Origin of the sequence: Roseomonas mucosa ATCC BAA-692, assembly GCF_000622225.1 — a bacterium.
Lineage (GTDB): Bacteria > Pseudomonadota > Alphaproteobacteria > Acetobacterales > Acetobacteraceae > Roseomonas > Roseomonas mucosa.
This window is the reverse complement of the sequence record NZ_JHWD01000003.1, coordinates 360,587-376,264: the sequence shown is the minus strand read 5'-3', so window position 1 is coordinate 376,264 and position 15,678 is coordinate 360,587. Positions and strand designations below refer to the sequence as shown.

13 protein-coding genes are annotated in these 15,678 nt (G+C 70.5%); 5 read left to right on the top strand and 8 right to left on the bottom strand.

What is annotated here, in order from left to right; translation table 11 throughout:
- Positions 1 to 67: 67 nt before the first annotated feature.
- Together BT98_RS0106600 and BT98_RS0106595 are read right to left on the bottom strand one after the other, a co-directional pair.
- Entirely contained in the window at positions 68 to 1,867 is a 1,800-nt protein-coding gene (locus BT98_RS0106600) for an adenine deaminase (protein ID WP_019460637.1), read from the bottom strand.
- Positions 1,864 to 3,489 carry an ABC transporter substrate-binding protein gene (locus BT98_RS0106595; protein ID WP_019460638.1) on the bottom strand — a complete coding sequence of 542 codons (1,626 nt, stop codon included), beginning with the start codon at positions 3,487 to 3,489 and terminating at the stop codon, positions 1,864 to 1,866. The genes BT98_RS0106600 and BT98_RS0106595 overlap by 4 nt, the downstream gene beginning before the upstream one ends.
- 92 nt (positions 3,490 to 3,581) lie before the next feature.
- Between BT98_RS0106595 and BT98_RS0106590 the strand changes: the two genes are divergently transcribed.
- The gene (locus BT98_RS0106590; protein ID WP_026033106.1) at positions 3,582 to 4,769 is read left to right on the top strand and encodes an amidohydrolase; all 1,188 of its coding nucleotides are present in this window, start codon (positions 3,582 to 3,584) and stop codon (positions 4,767 to 4,769) included.
- On the top strand, positions 4,766 to 5,698 hold the full coding sequence (locus BT98_RS0106585) for a nucleoside hydrolase (protein WP_019460640.1): 933 nt from the start codon (positions 4,766 to 4,768) through the stop codon (positions 5,696 to 5,698). Before BT98_RS0106590 ends, BT98_RS0106585 begins: the two co-directional genes overlap by 4 nt.
- A 41-nt stretch (positions 5,699 to 5,739) precedes the next feature.
- On the opposite strand, the gene BT98_RS0106580 is transcribed toward BT98_RS0106585, so the two are convergent.
- Positions 5,740 to 6,048, bottom strand: a complete 309-nt coding sequence (locus tag BT98_RS0106580; protein WP_027297177.1) for a hypothetical protein — start codon at positions 6,046 to 6,048, stop codon at positions 5,740 to 5,742.
- Between the two features lie 88 nt (positions 6,049 to 6,136).
- Between BT98_RS0106580 and BT98_RS23460 the strand changes: the two genes are divergently transcribed.
- A complete protein-coding gene (locus BT98_RS23460; protein WP_026033107.1) occupies positions 6,137 to 6,883 on the top strand; it encodes a glycerophosphodiester phosphodiesterase in 747 nt (248 codons plus the stop codon).
- Between the two features lie 43 nt (positions 6,884 to 6,926).
- Here BT98_RS23460 and BT98_RS0106570 read toward each other — a convergent pair whose 3' ends face one another.
- From BT98_RS0106570 to BT98_RS0106550, 5 genes are all read right to left on the bottom strand, one after another.
- Entirely contained in the window at positions 6,927 to 7,235 is a 309-nt protein-coding gene (locus BT98_RS0106570) for a hypothetical protein (protein ID WP_019460643.1), read from the bottom strand.
- A complete protein-coding gene (locus BT98_RS0106565; RefSeq protein ID WP_019460644.1) occupies positions 7,225 to 8,601 on the bottom strand; it encodes an HlyD family type I secretion periplasmic adaptor subunit in 1,377 nt (458 codons plus the stop codon). Before BT98_RS0106565 ends, BT98_RS0106570 begins: the two co-directional genes overlap by 11 nt.
- A complete protein-coding gene (locus BT98_RS0106560; protein WP_019460645.1) occupies positions 8,598 to 10,349 on the bottom strand; it encodes a type I secretion system permease/ATPase in 1,752 nt (583 codons plus the stop codon). Before BT98_RS0106560 ends, BT98_RS0106565 begins: the two co-directional genes overlap by 4 nt.
- A gap of 144 nt (positions 10,350 to 10,493) precedes the next feature.
- A complete protein-coding gene (locus tag BT98_RS0106555) occupies positions 10,494 to 11,417 on the bottom strand; it encodes a glycosyltransferase (RefSeq protein WP_027297176.1) in 924 nt (307 codons plus the stop codon).
- On the bottom strand, positions 11,414 to 11,800 hold the full coding sequence (locus BT98_RS0106550; RefSeq protein ID WP_237719350.1) for a GtrA family protein: 387 nt from the start codon (positions 11,798 to 11,800) through the stop codon (positions 11,414 to 11,416). Before BT98_RS0106550 ends, BT98_RS0106555 begins: the two co-directional genes overlap by 4 nt.
- Positions 11,801 to 12,009: 209 nt before the next feature.
- Between BT98_RS0106550 and BT98_RS0106545 the strand changes: the two genes are divergently transcribed.
- On the top strand, positions 12,010 to 13,659 hold the full coding sequence (locus BT98_RS0106545) for an ABC transporter substrate-binding protein (protein ID WP_019460648.1): 1,650 nt from the start codon (positions 12,010 to 12,012) through the stop codon (positions 13,657 to 13,659).
- A 415-nt stretch (positions 13,660 to 14,074) separates the two neighbouring features.
- Entirely contained in the window at positions 14,075 to 15,673 is a 1,599-nt protein-coding gene (locus BT98_RS0106540; RefSeq protein WP_019460649.1) for an ABC transporter substrate-binding protein, read from the top strand.
- Positions 15,674 to 15,678: the final 5 nt, after the last annotated feature.

The following is a 15,678-nucleotide window of genomic DNA, read 5'->3' as shown; positions in this document are numbered from 1 at the left end:
GGCGGGCGTCTTCCTTTCTCTCCGACACGGCAACGCCGGAAGGCCGCCCCCGGCGTCGCGCCGCCCTTCAGGCCGGAACCGGCTCCGCCCCGATCGGCAGGGCCGGGTCGCGCACCTCGCCGGTGCCGCCATCGGTGATGCCGAGATCGGTCGGATGCGGGCCGGGATTGCAGGCCAGCGAGATGCCGGTCACCCCCCGGAAGACCCGGAAGGGCGGCTTCCACTGCATCACCGCATCCGCCGCCGCCCGCAGACGGGCGAAGCTGGCGGCGGTCTCTCCGGGCGGGGTCTCGGCCAGCAGCCCGGCGATGGGCAGGGGCATCAGCCCCGTCACCGCGCCGCCCGCCGCCACGGCCATGCCGCCGCCCGAGGCGATCAGCGCATTGGCGGCGGCCGCCATGTCCGCCGGGTCGCGGCCCAGCACCAGCAGGTTGTGGTTGTCATGGCTGATCGTCGTGGCCACGGCGCCCGCGGGCTCGCCCCAGCCATCGGCGAGGCACAGCATCGGCGCCGGGTCGCGCCGCCCGTGCCGGTGCAGCACGGCGATCAGCGCATGGCCCGGCGGCAGCTCGGCCACGCCGTCGCGCACCGCGACCTCGGCCTCGGCCCAATGGACCACGCGGGCGCCGCCGACCACCGGCAGGCGCGCGTATCCGTTGTCGATGCCCTTCACCCGCAGGCGGAAGGCTTCCGGGGCCTGCGGCGCCAGCTTCACCGTGCCGCGCGGCGCATCGGACAGGTCGCGGGGCAGGGCTTCCAGCATCCGGCCACCCTCCGCCACGAGGCGGCCGGCGACATAGACACGCTCCACCACCATGCCGGGCAGGTCGGAGAGCACGGCGATCTCCGCCCGTCGTCCCGGCGCCACGAGGCCGATATCGTCGCGCTTCAGCCGCAGCGCCGCGTTCAGCGTGGCCATGCGGATCGCCAGCACCGGGTTCAGCCCGCGCGCCACCAGCCGCGCCAGCATGTCGCGCAGCCCCCCCTTGGCCACCAGCTCGTCCGGGAAGATGTCGTCCGTGCAGGCGACGAGGCCGGCGGGGAAGACCGGCAGGGACAGGATCGCCGCCACGGCGCCCGGCAGGACATTGTCGTGGCTGCCGCGCAGCTCGACCGTCAGCCCGGCGCGCAGCTTGGCCAGCAGGTCCTCGCCCGAGGTGATCTCGTGGTCCGAGGTCACGCCCGAGGCGGCATAGGCCTGGAGGGCGGGGCCCGCCAGGTCCCGCCCATGGCCGTTGACGTTCTTGCCCGCAGCCATCCCGGCGGCGACGATGCCTTCCATCCGCTCGCTGCCGGACAGCACGCCGGCCATGTCCATGACCTCGGCGACGCCCGCGACCTCGGGCCAGCGGAGCATCTCGCGCATCTCCTCCGGCCCGATCTCGGCCCCCGCCACCTCCAGCCCGGGCGCGGAGGGGACGCAGGACGGGGCGGCGATCAGCACGCGCAGCGGCAGGCCCCGCGCGGACTCCACCGCCCAGCGCACCCCCGGGACGCCCAGCACGTTGGCCAGCTCGTGCGGGTCCCAGACGGTGGTGGTGACGCCGTGCGGCACCACGGTCGCGGCATAGTCCACCGGCGCCATGAAGGAGGATTCGAAATGCAGGTGGTTGTCCACGAAGCCGGGCGCCAGGAAGCGGCCCGTCACGTCGTGGGTCTCCGCCGCATCGGCGCGCGTGCCGGGCGGATGCACCGAAGCGATCAGCCCGCCCACCAGCCCGACATCCGCCGCGCGCAGCTCGCCGGTCGCGACATCCACCAGCGTGCCACCGGTGAGCAGCAGGTCGAAGGGGGCCTTGCCCTGCGCCGCCCGCACGGCGCGGCGGCGGGTCTCCGTGGGAATGGGGGCTTCGGGGGCGAAGCTCACTGCCCGTTCCCCGTGGGCGCCTTGCCCACGCTGGTGGCGAGCGTCATCTCGTCGGTGCGGGCCTCGTAGCGCAGGCCCTTCCGCATCGCCCAGGTGTTGGTCTGGAAATAGAGCGGGATCAGCGCCTGCTGTTCGACGACCGCCATGCGCGTGGCCTCGCGGCTGATGCGCTCGCGCTCCCGGTCGTCCATGGTGGTGCGGGCCTGCTCGATCAGCCGGTCGATCGCGGCATTGCTGAAGCGGCCGCGATTGGCGGGGCCGAAGCCGCGCGACGGGTCCACCGTGTGGATCAGCGCCTCCAGCATCCCCAGCACCTCCGGATTGGGCGAGAAGCCGGACAGGTTCACCGAGTACTTCAACTGCGCCGACTCGCTCAGCCAGGTGCCGCGCGGCCGCGTCTCCACCGTGGCGGCGAGGCCGGCGCGGCTCCACATCTGGCCGACCGCCTGCACCACCTGCTCGTCATTCACGTAGCGGTCGTTCGGCCCGTTGATCTGCACCGCGAAGCCTTCCGGATAGCCCGCCTCGGCCAGCAGCTTCTTCGCGCCCGGCAGGTCGAAGGTCTGCGGCTTCGCCAGTTCGGGCGAGGCACCGAAGTAGCCCGGCGGGGCGAGGTCGTTGGTCGGCAGGCCCTGGCCTTGCATGACGCGCGAGACCAGCGCCTCCCGGTTGATCGCCATGGACAGCGCCTTGCGCACCCGCACGTCGCGCAACGGGTTGGGGATCGGCTTGCCGTCACGGCCGGCGATGTGCGGCGTCACCTCGCGGTCGCTGTCCAGCGTCAGGAACATCAGCCGGTTGGAGGGGCTGACGGCGGTGGCGAAGGCCGGGTCCTTGCTGAAGCGGTCGAACTGGTCGGTCGGCACGATCTCGATCAGGTCCACATCGCCCGCGCGCAGCGCGGCGGTGCGAGCGCCGGCATTGGCGATGGGGCGGAACTCGACCCGCCGGAAGGCGGGCTTCGGTCCGGCGAATTCCTCGTAGCGCTCCATCACCGCCACGCCGCCGGGCGTCCAGGAGACATAGCGGTAGGGACCGGTGCCGATCATGCCCTTGCCGGCGTTGAAATCGGCGGTGGAAAGCCCCTCCGCCGCGTGCTTGGCGAGGATCATCACCATGGAGAGGTAGTTCGCCATCAGTGGCGTCGGCGCATGGGTGTGGATGCGCAGCGTGTGCGCGTCCACCTGCTCCACCGACTTCACGGGGCGGGTATAGGTGTTGAGCGAGGAGGGCGAGTTCGGCACGTCGCCGGCGCGGGCGATGGTGAAGGCGACATCGTCCACCGTCACCGGCGTGCCGTCCTGGAAGCGCGCCGCGGGGTTCAGCCTGATTTCCCAGGTCAGGTCGTCCACCGCGCGCCATTCGGTGGCCAGCGCCGGACGCAGGACCTGCCGCGCATCCTGTTCCATCAGCGGCTGGAAGTAGTGGCGCCCATAGGCGTAGTTGGTAATGACGCTGGCGAAATGCGGATCGATGCTGGTCGGCCCGGCCTCCATGCCGATGCGCAGCGTGTCCTGTTCCTGGCCTCCCCCCTGGGCCGCGGCCGGTGCCGCGACCGCCAGTACCGCGCCGGCCAGGAGGGTGGTGGCGAGAAGGGCGTCGCGGAGGCGTGGAAGGCGCATGGCGGGTGGTCCGGTGGCAGTGATGTCTGGCGCGTGGCATGATACCGCCCGGCGCCGGAAAGCAAGCCCGCTATCCAGTCTGGAGACGAATTATGCCCTCACCGGAGGATCTCGCCCCTCTCGCCCCGGCGATGACCGCCTGGCGCCGCGACATCCATGCCCATCCGGAGCTCGGCTTCGAGGAGACGCGCACCGCCGCGCTGGTGGCGAAGGAACTGCGCGAGGCCGGGATCGAGGTGACCGAGGGGCTGGGCGGGACCGGCGTGGTCGGCACGCTGCGTGGCAAGGGGAGCAGCGGCGGCGGCAACCGGGCCATCGGGCTGCGTGCCGACATGGACGCGCTGGCGATGGGCGAGGTGACGGGGCTTCCCTATGCCAGCGGGGCGCCCGGCACGATGCATGCCTGCGGCCATGACGGCCACACCGCCATGCTGCTTGGCGCCGCGAAGTGGCTGGCGCGGAACCCGGGCCGCTTCTCCGGCACGGTGCACTTCGTCTTCCAGCCCGCCGAGGAAGGGCTCGGCGGCGCCGACCGCATGATCCGGGAAGGGCTGTTCGAGACCTTCCCCGTCGATGCGGTCTATGGCCTGCACAACATGCTCGACATGCCGGTGGGCAGCATCGCCGTGCCGCGCAGCCGCGCCCTGGCCAGCGCCGATACCTGGGAGGCCGTCTTCACCGGCAAGGGCGGGCACGGCGCGCGGCCGCACCTGGCGGCGGATGCCACGCTGGCGGCGGCGCAGTTCATCACCGCCCTGCACAGCATCGTCGCGCGCAACATCGATCCCCTGCAGAGCGGCGTGGTCAGCGTCGGCCATATCGCGGCCGGCGATGCCAAGGCACCGAACGTGATCCCGGCGAAGGTGGTGGTGCGCGGCACCGCCCGCGCCTTCCGCAACGAGGAACGCGCGCTGCTGGAGCGCCGCATCCTGGCCATCGCGGAGAACACCGCCGCCACGCACGAGGTGACGGTGGAGGCCCGCTACATCCACGGCACGCCGCCCACGGTGAACCATGCGGAGCAGGTGCAGGTCGCGCTGCGCGCCGCCCGCGCCACGGTGGGCGAGGCCCTGGTGGACGACGATCCCGAGCCGATCACCCCGGGCGAGGACTTCGCCTTCATGCTGCTGGAACGTCCCGGCGCCTTCGCCTTCATCGGCATGGGCGCGCCGCGCCATCCCGAAGGCTACCAGCACAACCCGCATTACGATTTCAACGACGAGATCCTGGCGCATGGCGCCGCCTACTGGTGCAGCCTGGTCGAGGCGGAACTGGGATGAACCCACCCCGCGCCACCGTCATCGACTGCGACCCCGGCACGGACGACGCGCTGGCGCTCTGGCTGGCGCTCGCCTCGCCGGAGCTGGATGTCCGGCTGGTGACGGTCTGCGGCGGCAATGTCGGGCTGGAGCGGACGCTCGCCAATGCCCGCGCCATTGTCGGGCTGGCCGGGCGGGCCGTGCCGGTGGTGGGCGGTGCCCGCCGCCCGCTGCTGGGGGAATTCCGTTCCGAGACGGCGGTGCATGCGGCGGATGGCCTCGCCGGGGTGCGCCTGCCGGAAGGCCCGCCCGCCGCGCCGGGCCGGGCGGCGGATGCCATCCGGGACCTGCTGCGCCACGCCGCCCCGGGCGAGGTGACGCTGGTCGGACTGGCACCGGCCACCAACCTCGCCCTGGCCCTCCTGGCCGAGCCGGACCTGCACGACCGTGTGCGCGAGATCGTGCTGATGACCGGTGCCTGGGGCGAAGGGAACTGGACCCCCTCGGCGGAGTTCAACGCTGCCTCCGACCCCGAGGCCCTGGCCGCCCTGGTCGCCACCGGCCTGCCGGTCAGCCTCGTGACGCTGGACCTCACCGCCCAGGCCTTCGTCACCCCCGCGGTGGTGGAGCGGCTGGCCGGGATGGGGAAGGGGACCTGCCTGGAGGCCGCCTGCGCCATCCTGCGCGGCGTGCCGGCCTCGCGCCGCTTCGGGCATCGCGGCTTTCCGCTGCACGACCCCTGCGCCGTCGCGCTGGTGCTGTGGCCGGAACTCTTCGGCCTTCGGGAAGCCTGGGTGGAGGTGGAATGCGGCACCGGCATCGGCCGGGGGCGCACGCATATCGACCGCTGGAACCGGATGCGCCAGCCGCCGAACATCCACGTCGCGGAGACACTGGACCCTGAGCCGTTCTTCGAGGCCCTGGCCGGGCGCCTGGCCTCACTGCCATGAGCCATGGCGGCCCGTCGCGCGGGCCGGGCGGGGGCCGGGCCTCAGTTCGCCCGGGCGCCTCGTGGCATGGGGAGTTCCACCTGCTGCCGCAGCCAGGAGGCGGCATCCGGCGGCAGGCCGTCCGTGGCGATATCTTCCGCCATGCGCATCACCAGGATCGGCCCGGCGATCCCGTTGCGCCGCAGGGCGCCACGAAGATGCTGGGAAAGGTAGCTCACCGGCATGTCGCTCGAAACAAAGAGAGCGTTCGCATTGGCGATCCAGTGGCTTTCCGAGACTTCCCAGATCGCCTGTTCCAGAACCTCGGTCGCGCCTTGTGGCAAGTCATACAGAACCAGAATGAGCGACATCTCACCACGTTCCACGCTTCAGGGCAGGTGAGAATACGAATAGGCCCAATGCGCATCCAGTTCCACCCTTTCAAGAAGATGGGAGAAAATGCTGCCTATGACAAAAATCATCGGGCATCGCGGCGGTGCATTTTTGTGGCCCGAGAACAGTATTGACGGGTTTCGCAGCGCAACTCATCTCAAGGTTGAATTTTGCGAGTGCGATATACACCTGTCGGTTGATGGACAGCCGATCGTGCTCCATGACGCCAGGCTGGAGCGGACCTCCGAGGGACAGGGCCTGCTGGCCGAGCATACGGCGGAGGAGCTGACCCGCCTCCGCCTGCGTGGGGCGGGCGGCGCGTGCATCCCCCACCTGAAGGATGTGGCCGAGCTGGTCGCCTCATCCTCCTGCGGCCTGCAGGTGGAGCTCAAGACCGATGCGCGGGGAAGGCCCTATCCCGGCCTCCTGGAGGTGGCGCTCCCGATCCTGGACCGGCATGGGATGCGGCGGCGCTGCGGCATCATCGCCTTCCATGCGCCCACCGCCGCCGCGGCCCAGGCGGCGGGCGGCTTCGACCATGTCGCCTGGCTCTTCGACCCGGCCATGCTGGAAGGCCTCGGCCTGCCGGGGATCATCGGCGTGGCGCGGGCCCATGGGCTTTCCATGGTGGAGACCCATGCCAGCGTGATGGATGCGGAGCTGGTCGCGGGCCTGCGCGCGGCCGGCCTGCGGGTCGCCGTCTGGGGCGGCAACCACGCGGACAGCATCGGCCGCATGCTGGATCTGGGTGTGGATGCGATGGCCAGCGACGACCCCGTCCTGGCCATGCGGATGCGCGACGAGCGGGAATAGGGGCCGGGATCGGGCGCCCCGCCACCAGGGGCGCCCGGAAGCCTCAGTCCGTGGAGAAGCGGAAGGCGCCCCCGGCTGGCGGAGCCGGTTCGGCCGCCGCCGCCGTGCCCTGCTGCTGCTGCGCCTGCCGGGCGCGCGCCTCAAGCTCCTGCAGCAGCCGCGTGATGCTGCCGATCAGGTTGGGAAGCTGAGTCAGCGGCAGGACGAGCTGGCCCGCCGGGGCGAGCTGGCCGTCCGTTCCGGTCTGGCCCAGGGTGAAGCGCGCCACGCCGTGGCGCACCTGGGCATCGATGATCCCGTCGCTGAAGATGCAGGGATGTGCGGCCGGGGCCGGCTTGTTGCTACTGCTCACGGAAGGCCCTGTGGAAGCTGTCGATCAGAGGCTGCATCATGTAGCGGAAGAAGCTCCTTTCGCCGATCTTGATCTGCGCCTCCACCGGCATGCCGGCTTTCAGCGAGACATTCTCCAGCTTGGCGAGCTGGTCCTGCTCGATCACGATCTGCGCGCGGTAGTATTCGGTGCCACGCTGCGGCTCCTGGTTCACGTCGCCGCCCACGAAGGTGACGTGGCCGTGCAGATAGGGCACCAGACGCTGCTTGAAGGCCGGCAGCCGGACCTCGGCCTCCAGCCCGTTATGGACCACGTCGATGTCGGTGGGCGAGACCTTCACCTCCGCCACCAGCCGGTCGCGCTCGGGCACGATCTCCAGCACCGTGTCGCCGGGCTTCACCACGGCGCCGGCGTTGAAGAAATGGCTGTTGATCACGACGCCATCGACCGGCGCCAGGATCTCGCGGCGTGTGGACACGTCCTGCGCGGCGCGGATGCGCTCCTCCAGCTCCCGAAGCTTGGTATCGACCTCCCGCGCATCGGTGGAGGCTTCCTGCACGCGCTGGTCGCGGGTGTTGCGGAGCTGGTTCCGGGTTTCGGCGATCTGGGCCTCGGCCCGCTCGACCTGCCCCTGCAGGTCGGAGATGTTGCCCTCGGCCGAGGCGATCTGGCGCTGCAGGCCCAGCAGCCGCGGCATCCGCTCCAGCCCCTGCGCCACCAGCGCCCGCACATCCGTTTCCTCGCGCCGCAGCAGGTCGAGCTGGCGCTGCTGGCTGGTGATCTGGGCCCGGCTGGACAGGATGGAGGCGCTGTACTGGCCCAGCCGGGACTCCAGCACCTGGATCTGGCTGGCCAGGCTGGCGAGGCGGCTGGCGAAGAGGATGCTCTGCCCCGTCATCGCCTCCCGCGCGCGAGGATCGTCGGACGAGAGCAGTTCCGCCGGATAGGCGACGGTCGTGGCGCCCGCCACCTCGGCCGCGTCCCGGGCCGCCTGCGCCATCAGCGCCCAGCGCGTGCCGCGCGAGCTTTCCAGCGTGGCATCGGACTGGGTGTCGTCCAGCCGCATCAGGACCTGCCCGGCCTTCACCTCGTCACCGTCGCGGACCAGGATCTCGCGCACGATTCCGCCTTCCAGGTGCTGCACGGCGCGGCGGTTGCCTTCGGCCTTGATGACGCCGGGGGCGATGGCGGCCTCGCTCAAGGGGGCGGTGAAGGACCACGTGCCGAAGCCGCCGACGAACAGCGCGATGCTGGCGATGCCGAGCAGCATCGGCCCGCGCGTGCGGGGGCGCGGCAGGTCCAGCACCAGTTCCGGCAGGCCGGGATGGCCCGCGGAGGCCGGGGTCAGGGGGCCGCCGCCGGGCGGCAGGGCGATATTCGCGCTCATGCGGCAACTCCAGGCTGGCCGGGCAGGGAAGCGGGGTTGCGCGGTGCGGCCACGGCCGGGCGCGGCCCCATGACGCGGTTCAGCACTTCCTGCCGCGGGCCGAAGGCATCGATCTGCCCGTCGCGCAGCAGCATCACCTTGTCCACGCCCTGGACCAGGACCGGGCGGTGGCTCACCAGCACCACGGTGGTGCCACGCTCCCGCAGTTCGCGCAGGGCATGGAGCAGGCGCGCCTCGGCATCGCCGTCCAGGCTGCTGTCGGGCTCGTCCAGCACCAGCAGCTTCGGCTGGCCGAAGAGCGCGCGGGCCAGGCCCACCAGCTGGCGCTGGCCGCCGGAAAGCTGCTGCCCGGCCTCGCCGACCTCGGTGTCGTAGCCCTGGGGCAGGCGCAGGATCATCTCATGGCAGCCGGCCAGCTTCGCCGCGGCGAAGACGTCCTCCGGCTCCGCCTCGCCCATGCGGGCGATGTTGCGGAAGACGCTGCCCTCGAAGAGCTCCACATCCTGCGGCAGGTAGCCCAGGTGGCGGCCGAGATCCTCGCGCAGCCAGGTGGAGACATCCGCCCCGTCCAGCCGCGCGGCCCCGGCGCTGGGCGCCAGCGTGCCGATCAGCAGGCGGACCAGCGTGGTCTTGCCGGCGGCGGAGGGGCCGATGATGGCCACGCTCTCCCCGGCCTCGATCGCGAAGTTCAGCCCCTTGATCACCGCGGCCGTCTGGCCCGGCGGCGCATAGGCGAGGCGCTCCGCCACCAGCCGGCCCTTGGGCTCCGGCAGCGGCATGCCCGCGGGGCGCAGGCGCGGCAGCGCCAGGAAGGTCTTCAGCCGCTGCAACGCCTGGCGCACCTGCACCAGGCCCTTCCAGCCGGCGATCACCTGCTCCACCGGCGCCAGGGCGCGGCCCATGATGATCGAGCCCGCGATGGAGGCGCCGGAGGTCAGCTCCTGCCGCAGCACCAGCCAGGCGCCCAGGCCCAGGATGGCGATCTGCAGGGCAAGCCGGGTGAACTTCGTCACCGACATCAGCAGCGCCGCCCGGTTCGCCGCGCGCTCCTGCTGCGGTGTGCCGTCGGCCACGGCCTCCCGCCAGCGGCGCAGCACGGCCGGGGCCATGCCCATGCTGTCGATCACCTCGGCATTGCGGATCAGCATCTCCGCCCGACGGTTGGCGAGCAGGCTGGCCGTGCCCGCCTGCTTCAGCAGCGGCGAGGTCACCGCCTCGCCCAGCAGGGTCAGTACGAAGAGCAGGACGGCACCGCCCAGCGCCACGGCCCCGAGCAGCGGGTGCAGCAGGAAGATCACGGCGAGGTAGATGGGCACCCAGGGCACGTCATAGAGGGCGAGCGCCGCCGGGCTGCCGAGCCAGTTGCGCGCCAGGGAAAGGTCCCGCAGCGCCTCGGTGCGGTAGGTCCGGCCGCGAAGCTGCGCCTCCAGGGCGCGCAGGAAGCCTTCGGGCGCCACCCGGGCCTCGATCCAGCCGGCGGCCCGCTGCATCACCTGCCCGCGCACACCCTCCAGCACCGCCAGCAGCAGGATCGCGCTGCCCGCGACCACGGTCAGCCAGAGCAGCGTGTCGGTGCTGCGCGTCGCCAGGACGCGGTCGAAGACCTGCATCATGTAGAGCGAGATCGTGAGCTGCAGCACGTTCACCACGCCGCTGAACAGCGCCACGCCGATGAACTGCTGCCGGCAGGCGGCCAGTGCCCGCGATAACACCGTGTCCTTTTCCCGGATCTCCTTGGGAGGCGTCATGCGGAATTCCTTTCCGGGGAAGAAGCGGGATCACGGCGGTACGCGGGGTAGTCCAATACCAACGAACAGGTTCCCGAAGGTTAAAGAGTACAACCGCCAGTATAATTAACCCTCGCGGAAGTTTGTATTAATTTTGCGATGGAATCAATATCGTGACGGAATCGAAAGATATGCCATCCGCTTGGCCTCCCGCCGTCCCTGGGTGACGGTGTCGAGGATCAGGCCGCAGGCGATCGACAGCCAGGCGAGGATGGTCAGCCCGACCGATGCCAGGAAGCTCGGCATGCGCGGCACCAGCCCGGTTTCCAGATAGGTCTCCAGCACCGGGATCATCAGCAGCGCCGCCAGCAACAGCAGCAGGGCGGCCAGGCCGCCAAAGAAGGGCAGGGGGCGCTCACGCCGCACCAGGGCGGCGATGGTGCCCAGGATGCGGACGCCGTCGCGGATCGTGTGCAGCTTGGAGGCGGAACCGGCCGGCCGCTCGCGATACGGGGTCGGCAGTTCCCCGACCGGGAGGTGGAGCTCCAGGGCATGGACGGTGAACTCGGTTTCCGTCTCGAAGCCATGCGCCAGGGCGGGAAAGGATTTCACGAAGCGCCGCGAGAAGGTGCGGTAGCCCGAGAGCATGTCGGTGATCCGGTTGCCGAAGACCAGCCGGACCATGCCGGTCAGCATCAGGTTGCCGAAGCGGTGTCCGGGGCGATAGGCGCCGACGCTCTCGTCCACCCGGATGGCGGTGACCATGTCCAGCCGCTCCTCCAGCAGCCGGCGCACCATCTCCGGCGCCGCCGAGGCGTCGTAGGTGCCGTCGCCGTCCACCAGCACATAGGCGTCCGCCTCGATGTCGGCGAACATCCGCCGCACCACGCTGCCCTTGCCGGGCTGGCTCTCCGAACGAACCACCGCCCCGGCGGCGGCGGCGACCTCCCGCGTCCGGTCGGTGCTGTTGTTGTCATAGACATAGACGGTGGCGCCGGGCAGGGCGGCGCGGAAGCCGCGCACCACCTCGCCCACGGCGGCTTCCTCGTCCCGGCAGGGGACGAGCACGGCGATGCGGGGTTCCGTCATCGGTCGGTGAAGACGAAGCGGCGGGACAGGGCGAAGTTCCCGCCCATGCCGGCCAGCGCGCCGGCGGCCACGCCGAGCACGGGGTGCGCCGCGACCAGCGGCATGTTGGAGAGGAGCAGGGCGTAGGTTCCGTAGTTCAGGGCAAAGCCGACGAGGTTCACCAGGAGGAAGCGCGCCCATTGCCGGTGCGCCGGCCCGGCGCCGCGGCCGCGGAAGGTCCAGGCCCGGTTCAGCGCCCAGGTGGTGGTGGCCGCCGCGAGATAGGACAGCACCCGCCCGCCATAGGGGCCGGCGCCAAGGGCGATGGCGGCCATGAGCACCGCGGAATCGACCAAGAATCCGATGCCGCCGACCACGCCGAAGCGCCACATCTGCCTCAGCACGGCCCGGGGCCCCGGGCCGTTTCGGTCGTTCGTGGCAAGGCTGGCCTCCATGCCGCAGGGCAATAGGCGAGCGGCGCGCGAAAGCCAAGCGCCCGGCACCCGGCGGGCCGGCGGCGGGGAATACGATCCGTTACGGGGGCGGGGGCTTGCGCCGCGTCCGGGGGCGGGCTTCCTTTCCTGACAAACCCGACATCTGGAGAGGTTGTCCGATGTTCCGCCGTGATCTGCTGGCCGGCGTCGCCCTGGCCGGAATGGCCTCCGCCCTGCCGAAGAACGGCCATGCCCAGGCGGGCAGGCCGGCGCCCGCGGCCCCGGCCGCCGCGCCGGGAGCGGCCGCACCGGCCGCCGCGCCGCGCGTGCTGAAGTTCATCCCGCAGGCCGACCTCGCCGTGGTCGATCCGATCGTCACCACCGCCTATGTCACCCGCCACCACGGCTTCCTCGTCTGGGACACGCTCTATGGCTATGACGAGGACTACAAGCCGCAGCCGCAGATGGCCGAGGGCCACAAGGTCGAGGAGGACGGCCGCCGCGTCACCATCACCCTGCGCGACGGGCTGAAGTTCCATGACGGCCAGCCGGTGAAGGCGGTGGACTGCGTCACCTCCATCCGCCGCTGGGCGGCGCGCGACGCGCTGGGCCAGGCCCTGATGGCGGTGACGGAGGAGCTCTCGGCACCGGACGAGAAGACCATCCTCTTCCGGCTGAAGAAGCCCTTCCCGCTGCTCTTCGACGCGCTGGGCAAGCCTTCCACCCCGATCTGCTTCATCATGCCGGAGCGCATCGCCAAGACCGACCCCGCCACGCCGGTGAAGGAGGTCATCGGCTCCGGCCCCTTCCAGTGGGTGCCGGAAGAGCGGGTGCCGGGCTCGAAGATCGTCTACAAGCGCTTCGAGGGCTATGTGCCGCGCAAGGACGGCACGCCGAACTGGACCGTCGGGCCGAAACTCGCGCATTTCGACCGGATCGAATGGACGGTGATGCCGGACGCGGCCACCGCCTCCAACGCCCTGACCAATGGCGAGATGGACTGGTGGGAGCAGCCCACCGCCGACCTGCAGCCGGTGCTGCGCAAGGACCGCAACATCGTGGTCGAGATCCCCGACCCGACCGGGCTGGTGGCGATCTGCCGCTTCAACCACCTGCACCCGCCCTTCAACAACCCGGCCATCCGCCGCGCCCTGCTCGGCGCGGTGAACCAGGCGGACTACATGTCGGCGGTGATCGGCGACGACCGCAGCCTGTGGCGCGACAATGTCGGCTTCTTCCCGCCGGACACGCCGATGGCCAGTGATGTCGGGATGGAGGCGCTGACCAGCCCGCGCGACTACGACAAGGTGAAGGCCGATCTCAAGGCCGCCGGCTACAAGGGCGAGAAGATCACCCTGATCGCCGCCTCCGACTTCCCCTCGCTGAACGCGCTCGCCCAGGTCGGCGCCGACATGGTCAAGAAGGCGGGCATGGAGGTGGAGTTCATCTCCACCGACTGGGGATCGGTGGTGCAGCGCCGCGCCAGCCGCGAGGCACCGTCCAAGGGCGGCTGGAGCATCTTCTTCACCTTCTGGGCCGGGCTGGACATGTTCAACCCCGCTGTCAGCCAGTCCCTGCGTGGCAATGGCGAGAAGGCCTGGTTCGGCTGGCCGACCGCGCCGAAGCTGGAGGAGCTGCGCGCCGCCTGGCTGGAGGCGCCGGACCTGGAGGCGCAGAAGAAGCTCGCGGCCGAGGTCCAGAAGCAGGCCTTCGAGGACGTGCCCTACCTGCCGCTGGGCCAGTACTTCCAGGCCACGGCTTACCGCCGCACGCTGAGTGGCGTGCTGAAGGGCATGCCGCTGTTCTGGAACGTGCAGCGCACGGCCTGACGCCGGCCACCCGGCCTTCCCGCGGGAAGGCCGGGCCAGGGGCCGGGCATGACGGGCGCCACCCCACATTCGCGCCTGTTTTCGGGATCATCAACGGTTTGCGCGGCTGACTTCAGCTATCGGCTGAAGCATCAGATCGAATTTTCGTCACGTTTCCGCAATACGCATGACATTTTTCCGTGATCCGGCGCCTGTTTTCCTCTCGCGGAGACCGGGGCGTCCCGTGTTAGGCTCGCCGCAAGGAAAATAACGCTTCTCCGGCCAAGCGACCGGTCCAGGCGGGGGGAGGTCCGGGAGTGGCATGCATTGTGCTGGCTCATGGCGAGGTTCCAACAGGCATGGCGTCCGCCGTTCCTGCACGGAGCCTTTTCCACATGGCCGCTCTCCCGGGCGCCGCTTAGGAGATTCGCTTTCGATGCATCGACGTTCGTTCCTGAGGACTGGCGCCGGATTAGGCATCGTTGCCGCGACGGCGGGCCTTTCCGCCCCCGCGCTGGCGCAGGGTGCGGCCGCGAAGACCCTGCGCTTCGTTCCCCAGGCAAACCTTGCCAATTTCGATCCGATCTGGGGCACCCAGTATGTGGTGCGCAACGCCGCCACCCTGGTCTGGGACACGCTCTATGGCGTGGACAGCAAGCTGCAGCCGCAGCGGCAGATGGCGGAAAGCGAGGAGGTCTCCTCCGACGGGCTGGTCTGGACCTTCCGCCTGCGCGACGGGCTGACGTTCCACGACGGCACGCCGGTGCTGGCGAAGGATGTGGTGGCCAGCCTGAACCGCTGGGCGGTGCGCGACCCGATGGGGCAGATGATCCGGGCGCAGCAGAACGAGCTGGTGGCGGTGGACGACCGCACCATCCGCTGGTCGCTGAAGAAGCCCTATCCCAAGATGCTGCTCGCCCTGGGCAAGGTGAACGCACCCTGCTCCTTCATCATGCCGGAGCGGATCGCGAAGACCGACCCCTTCGAGCAGATCAAGGAATACGTCGGCTCCGGCCCCTACCGCTTCGTGCGGGAGGAATGGGTGCCGGGCGCCAGGGCGGTCTTCGCGAAGTTCGCCGACTACAGGCCGCGGCAGGAGCCGGGCTCCTGGCTGGCGGGCGGCAAGCAGGCCCTGGTCGACCGGATCGAGTGGATCGTCATGCCCGACGCGGCGACGGCCTCCAGCGCCTTGCAGAACGGCGAGATCGACTGGTGGGAAAGCCCGATCAGCGACCTGATCCCGATGCTGAAGGCCAACCGCAACGTCATGGTCGATATCGCCGATCCGCTCGGCAACATCGGCAACTTCCGGTTCAACCACACCCAGCCGCCCTTTGACGACGTGAAGGTGCGCCATGCGGTGATGATGGCGATGAACCAGGAGGACTACATGAAGGCGATCGTCGGCGACGACGACAGCCTGTGGAAGCCGATGGCCGGCTACTTCACCCCCGGCACGCCGCTCTACACCGAGGCGGGCGGCGAGATCCTGAAGATGCGCAACATCGAGGCGGCGCGGAAGCTGCTCGCCTCCTCCTCCTATGACGGCCGCCCCGTCACCTGCATCGTGGCGCAGGACCAGCCGATCACCAAGGCGCAGGGCGACGTCACCGCCGACCTGCTGCAACGCATCGGCTTCAAGCTCGACTTCGTGGCGACGGACTGGGGCACGGTGGGTGCCCGCCGCGCGGTGAAGGGGCCGCCGGGCCAGGGCGGCTGGAACATGTTCCACACCTGGCATGCCGGCGGAGACTGCATCAACCCGGCCGCCTATACGCCGATCCGCGCCAATGGCGACGCTGCCTGGTTCGGCTGGCCGAAGTCGGATGCGGTCGAGGCGGCGCGCGATGCGTGGTTCGCCGCGCCGGATTTCGCGGCCGAGAAGGCGGCCATCGACAAGCTCAACATCGCGGCGGTGGAGGCGGGCCTCTACGCCCCCACCGGGTTCTTCCTGTCCTACCAGGCATGGCGGCGGAACGTTTCCGGCGTGGTGCAGGCGCCGTTCCCTGTCTTCTGGGGCGTTTCCAAGGCATAAGGGTC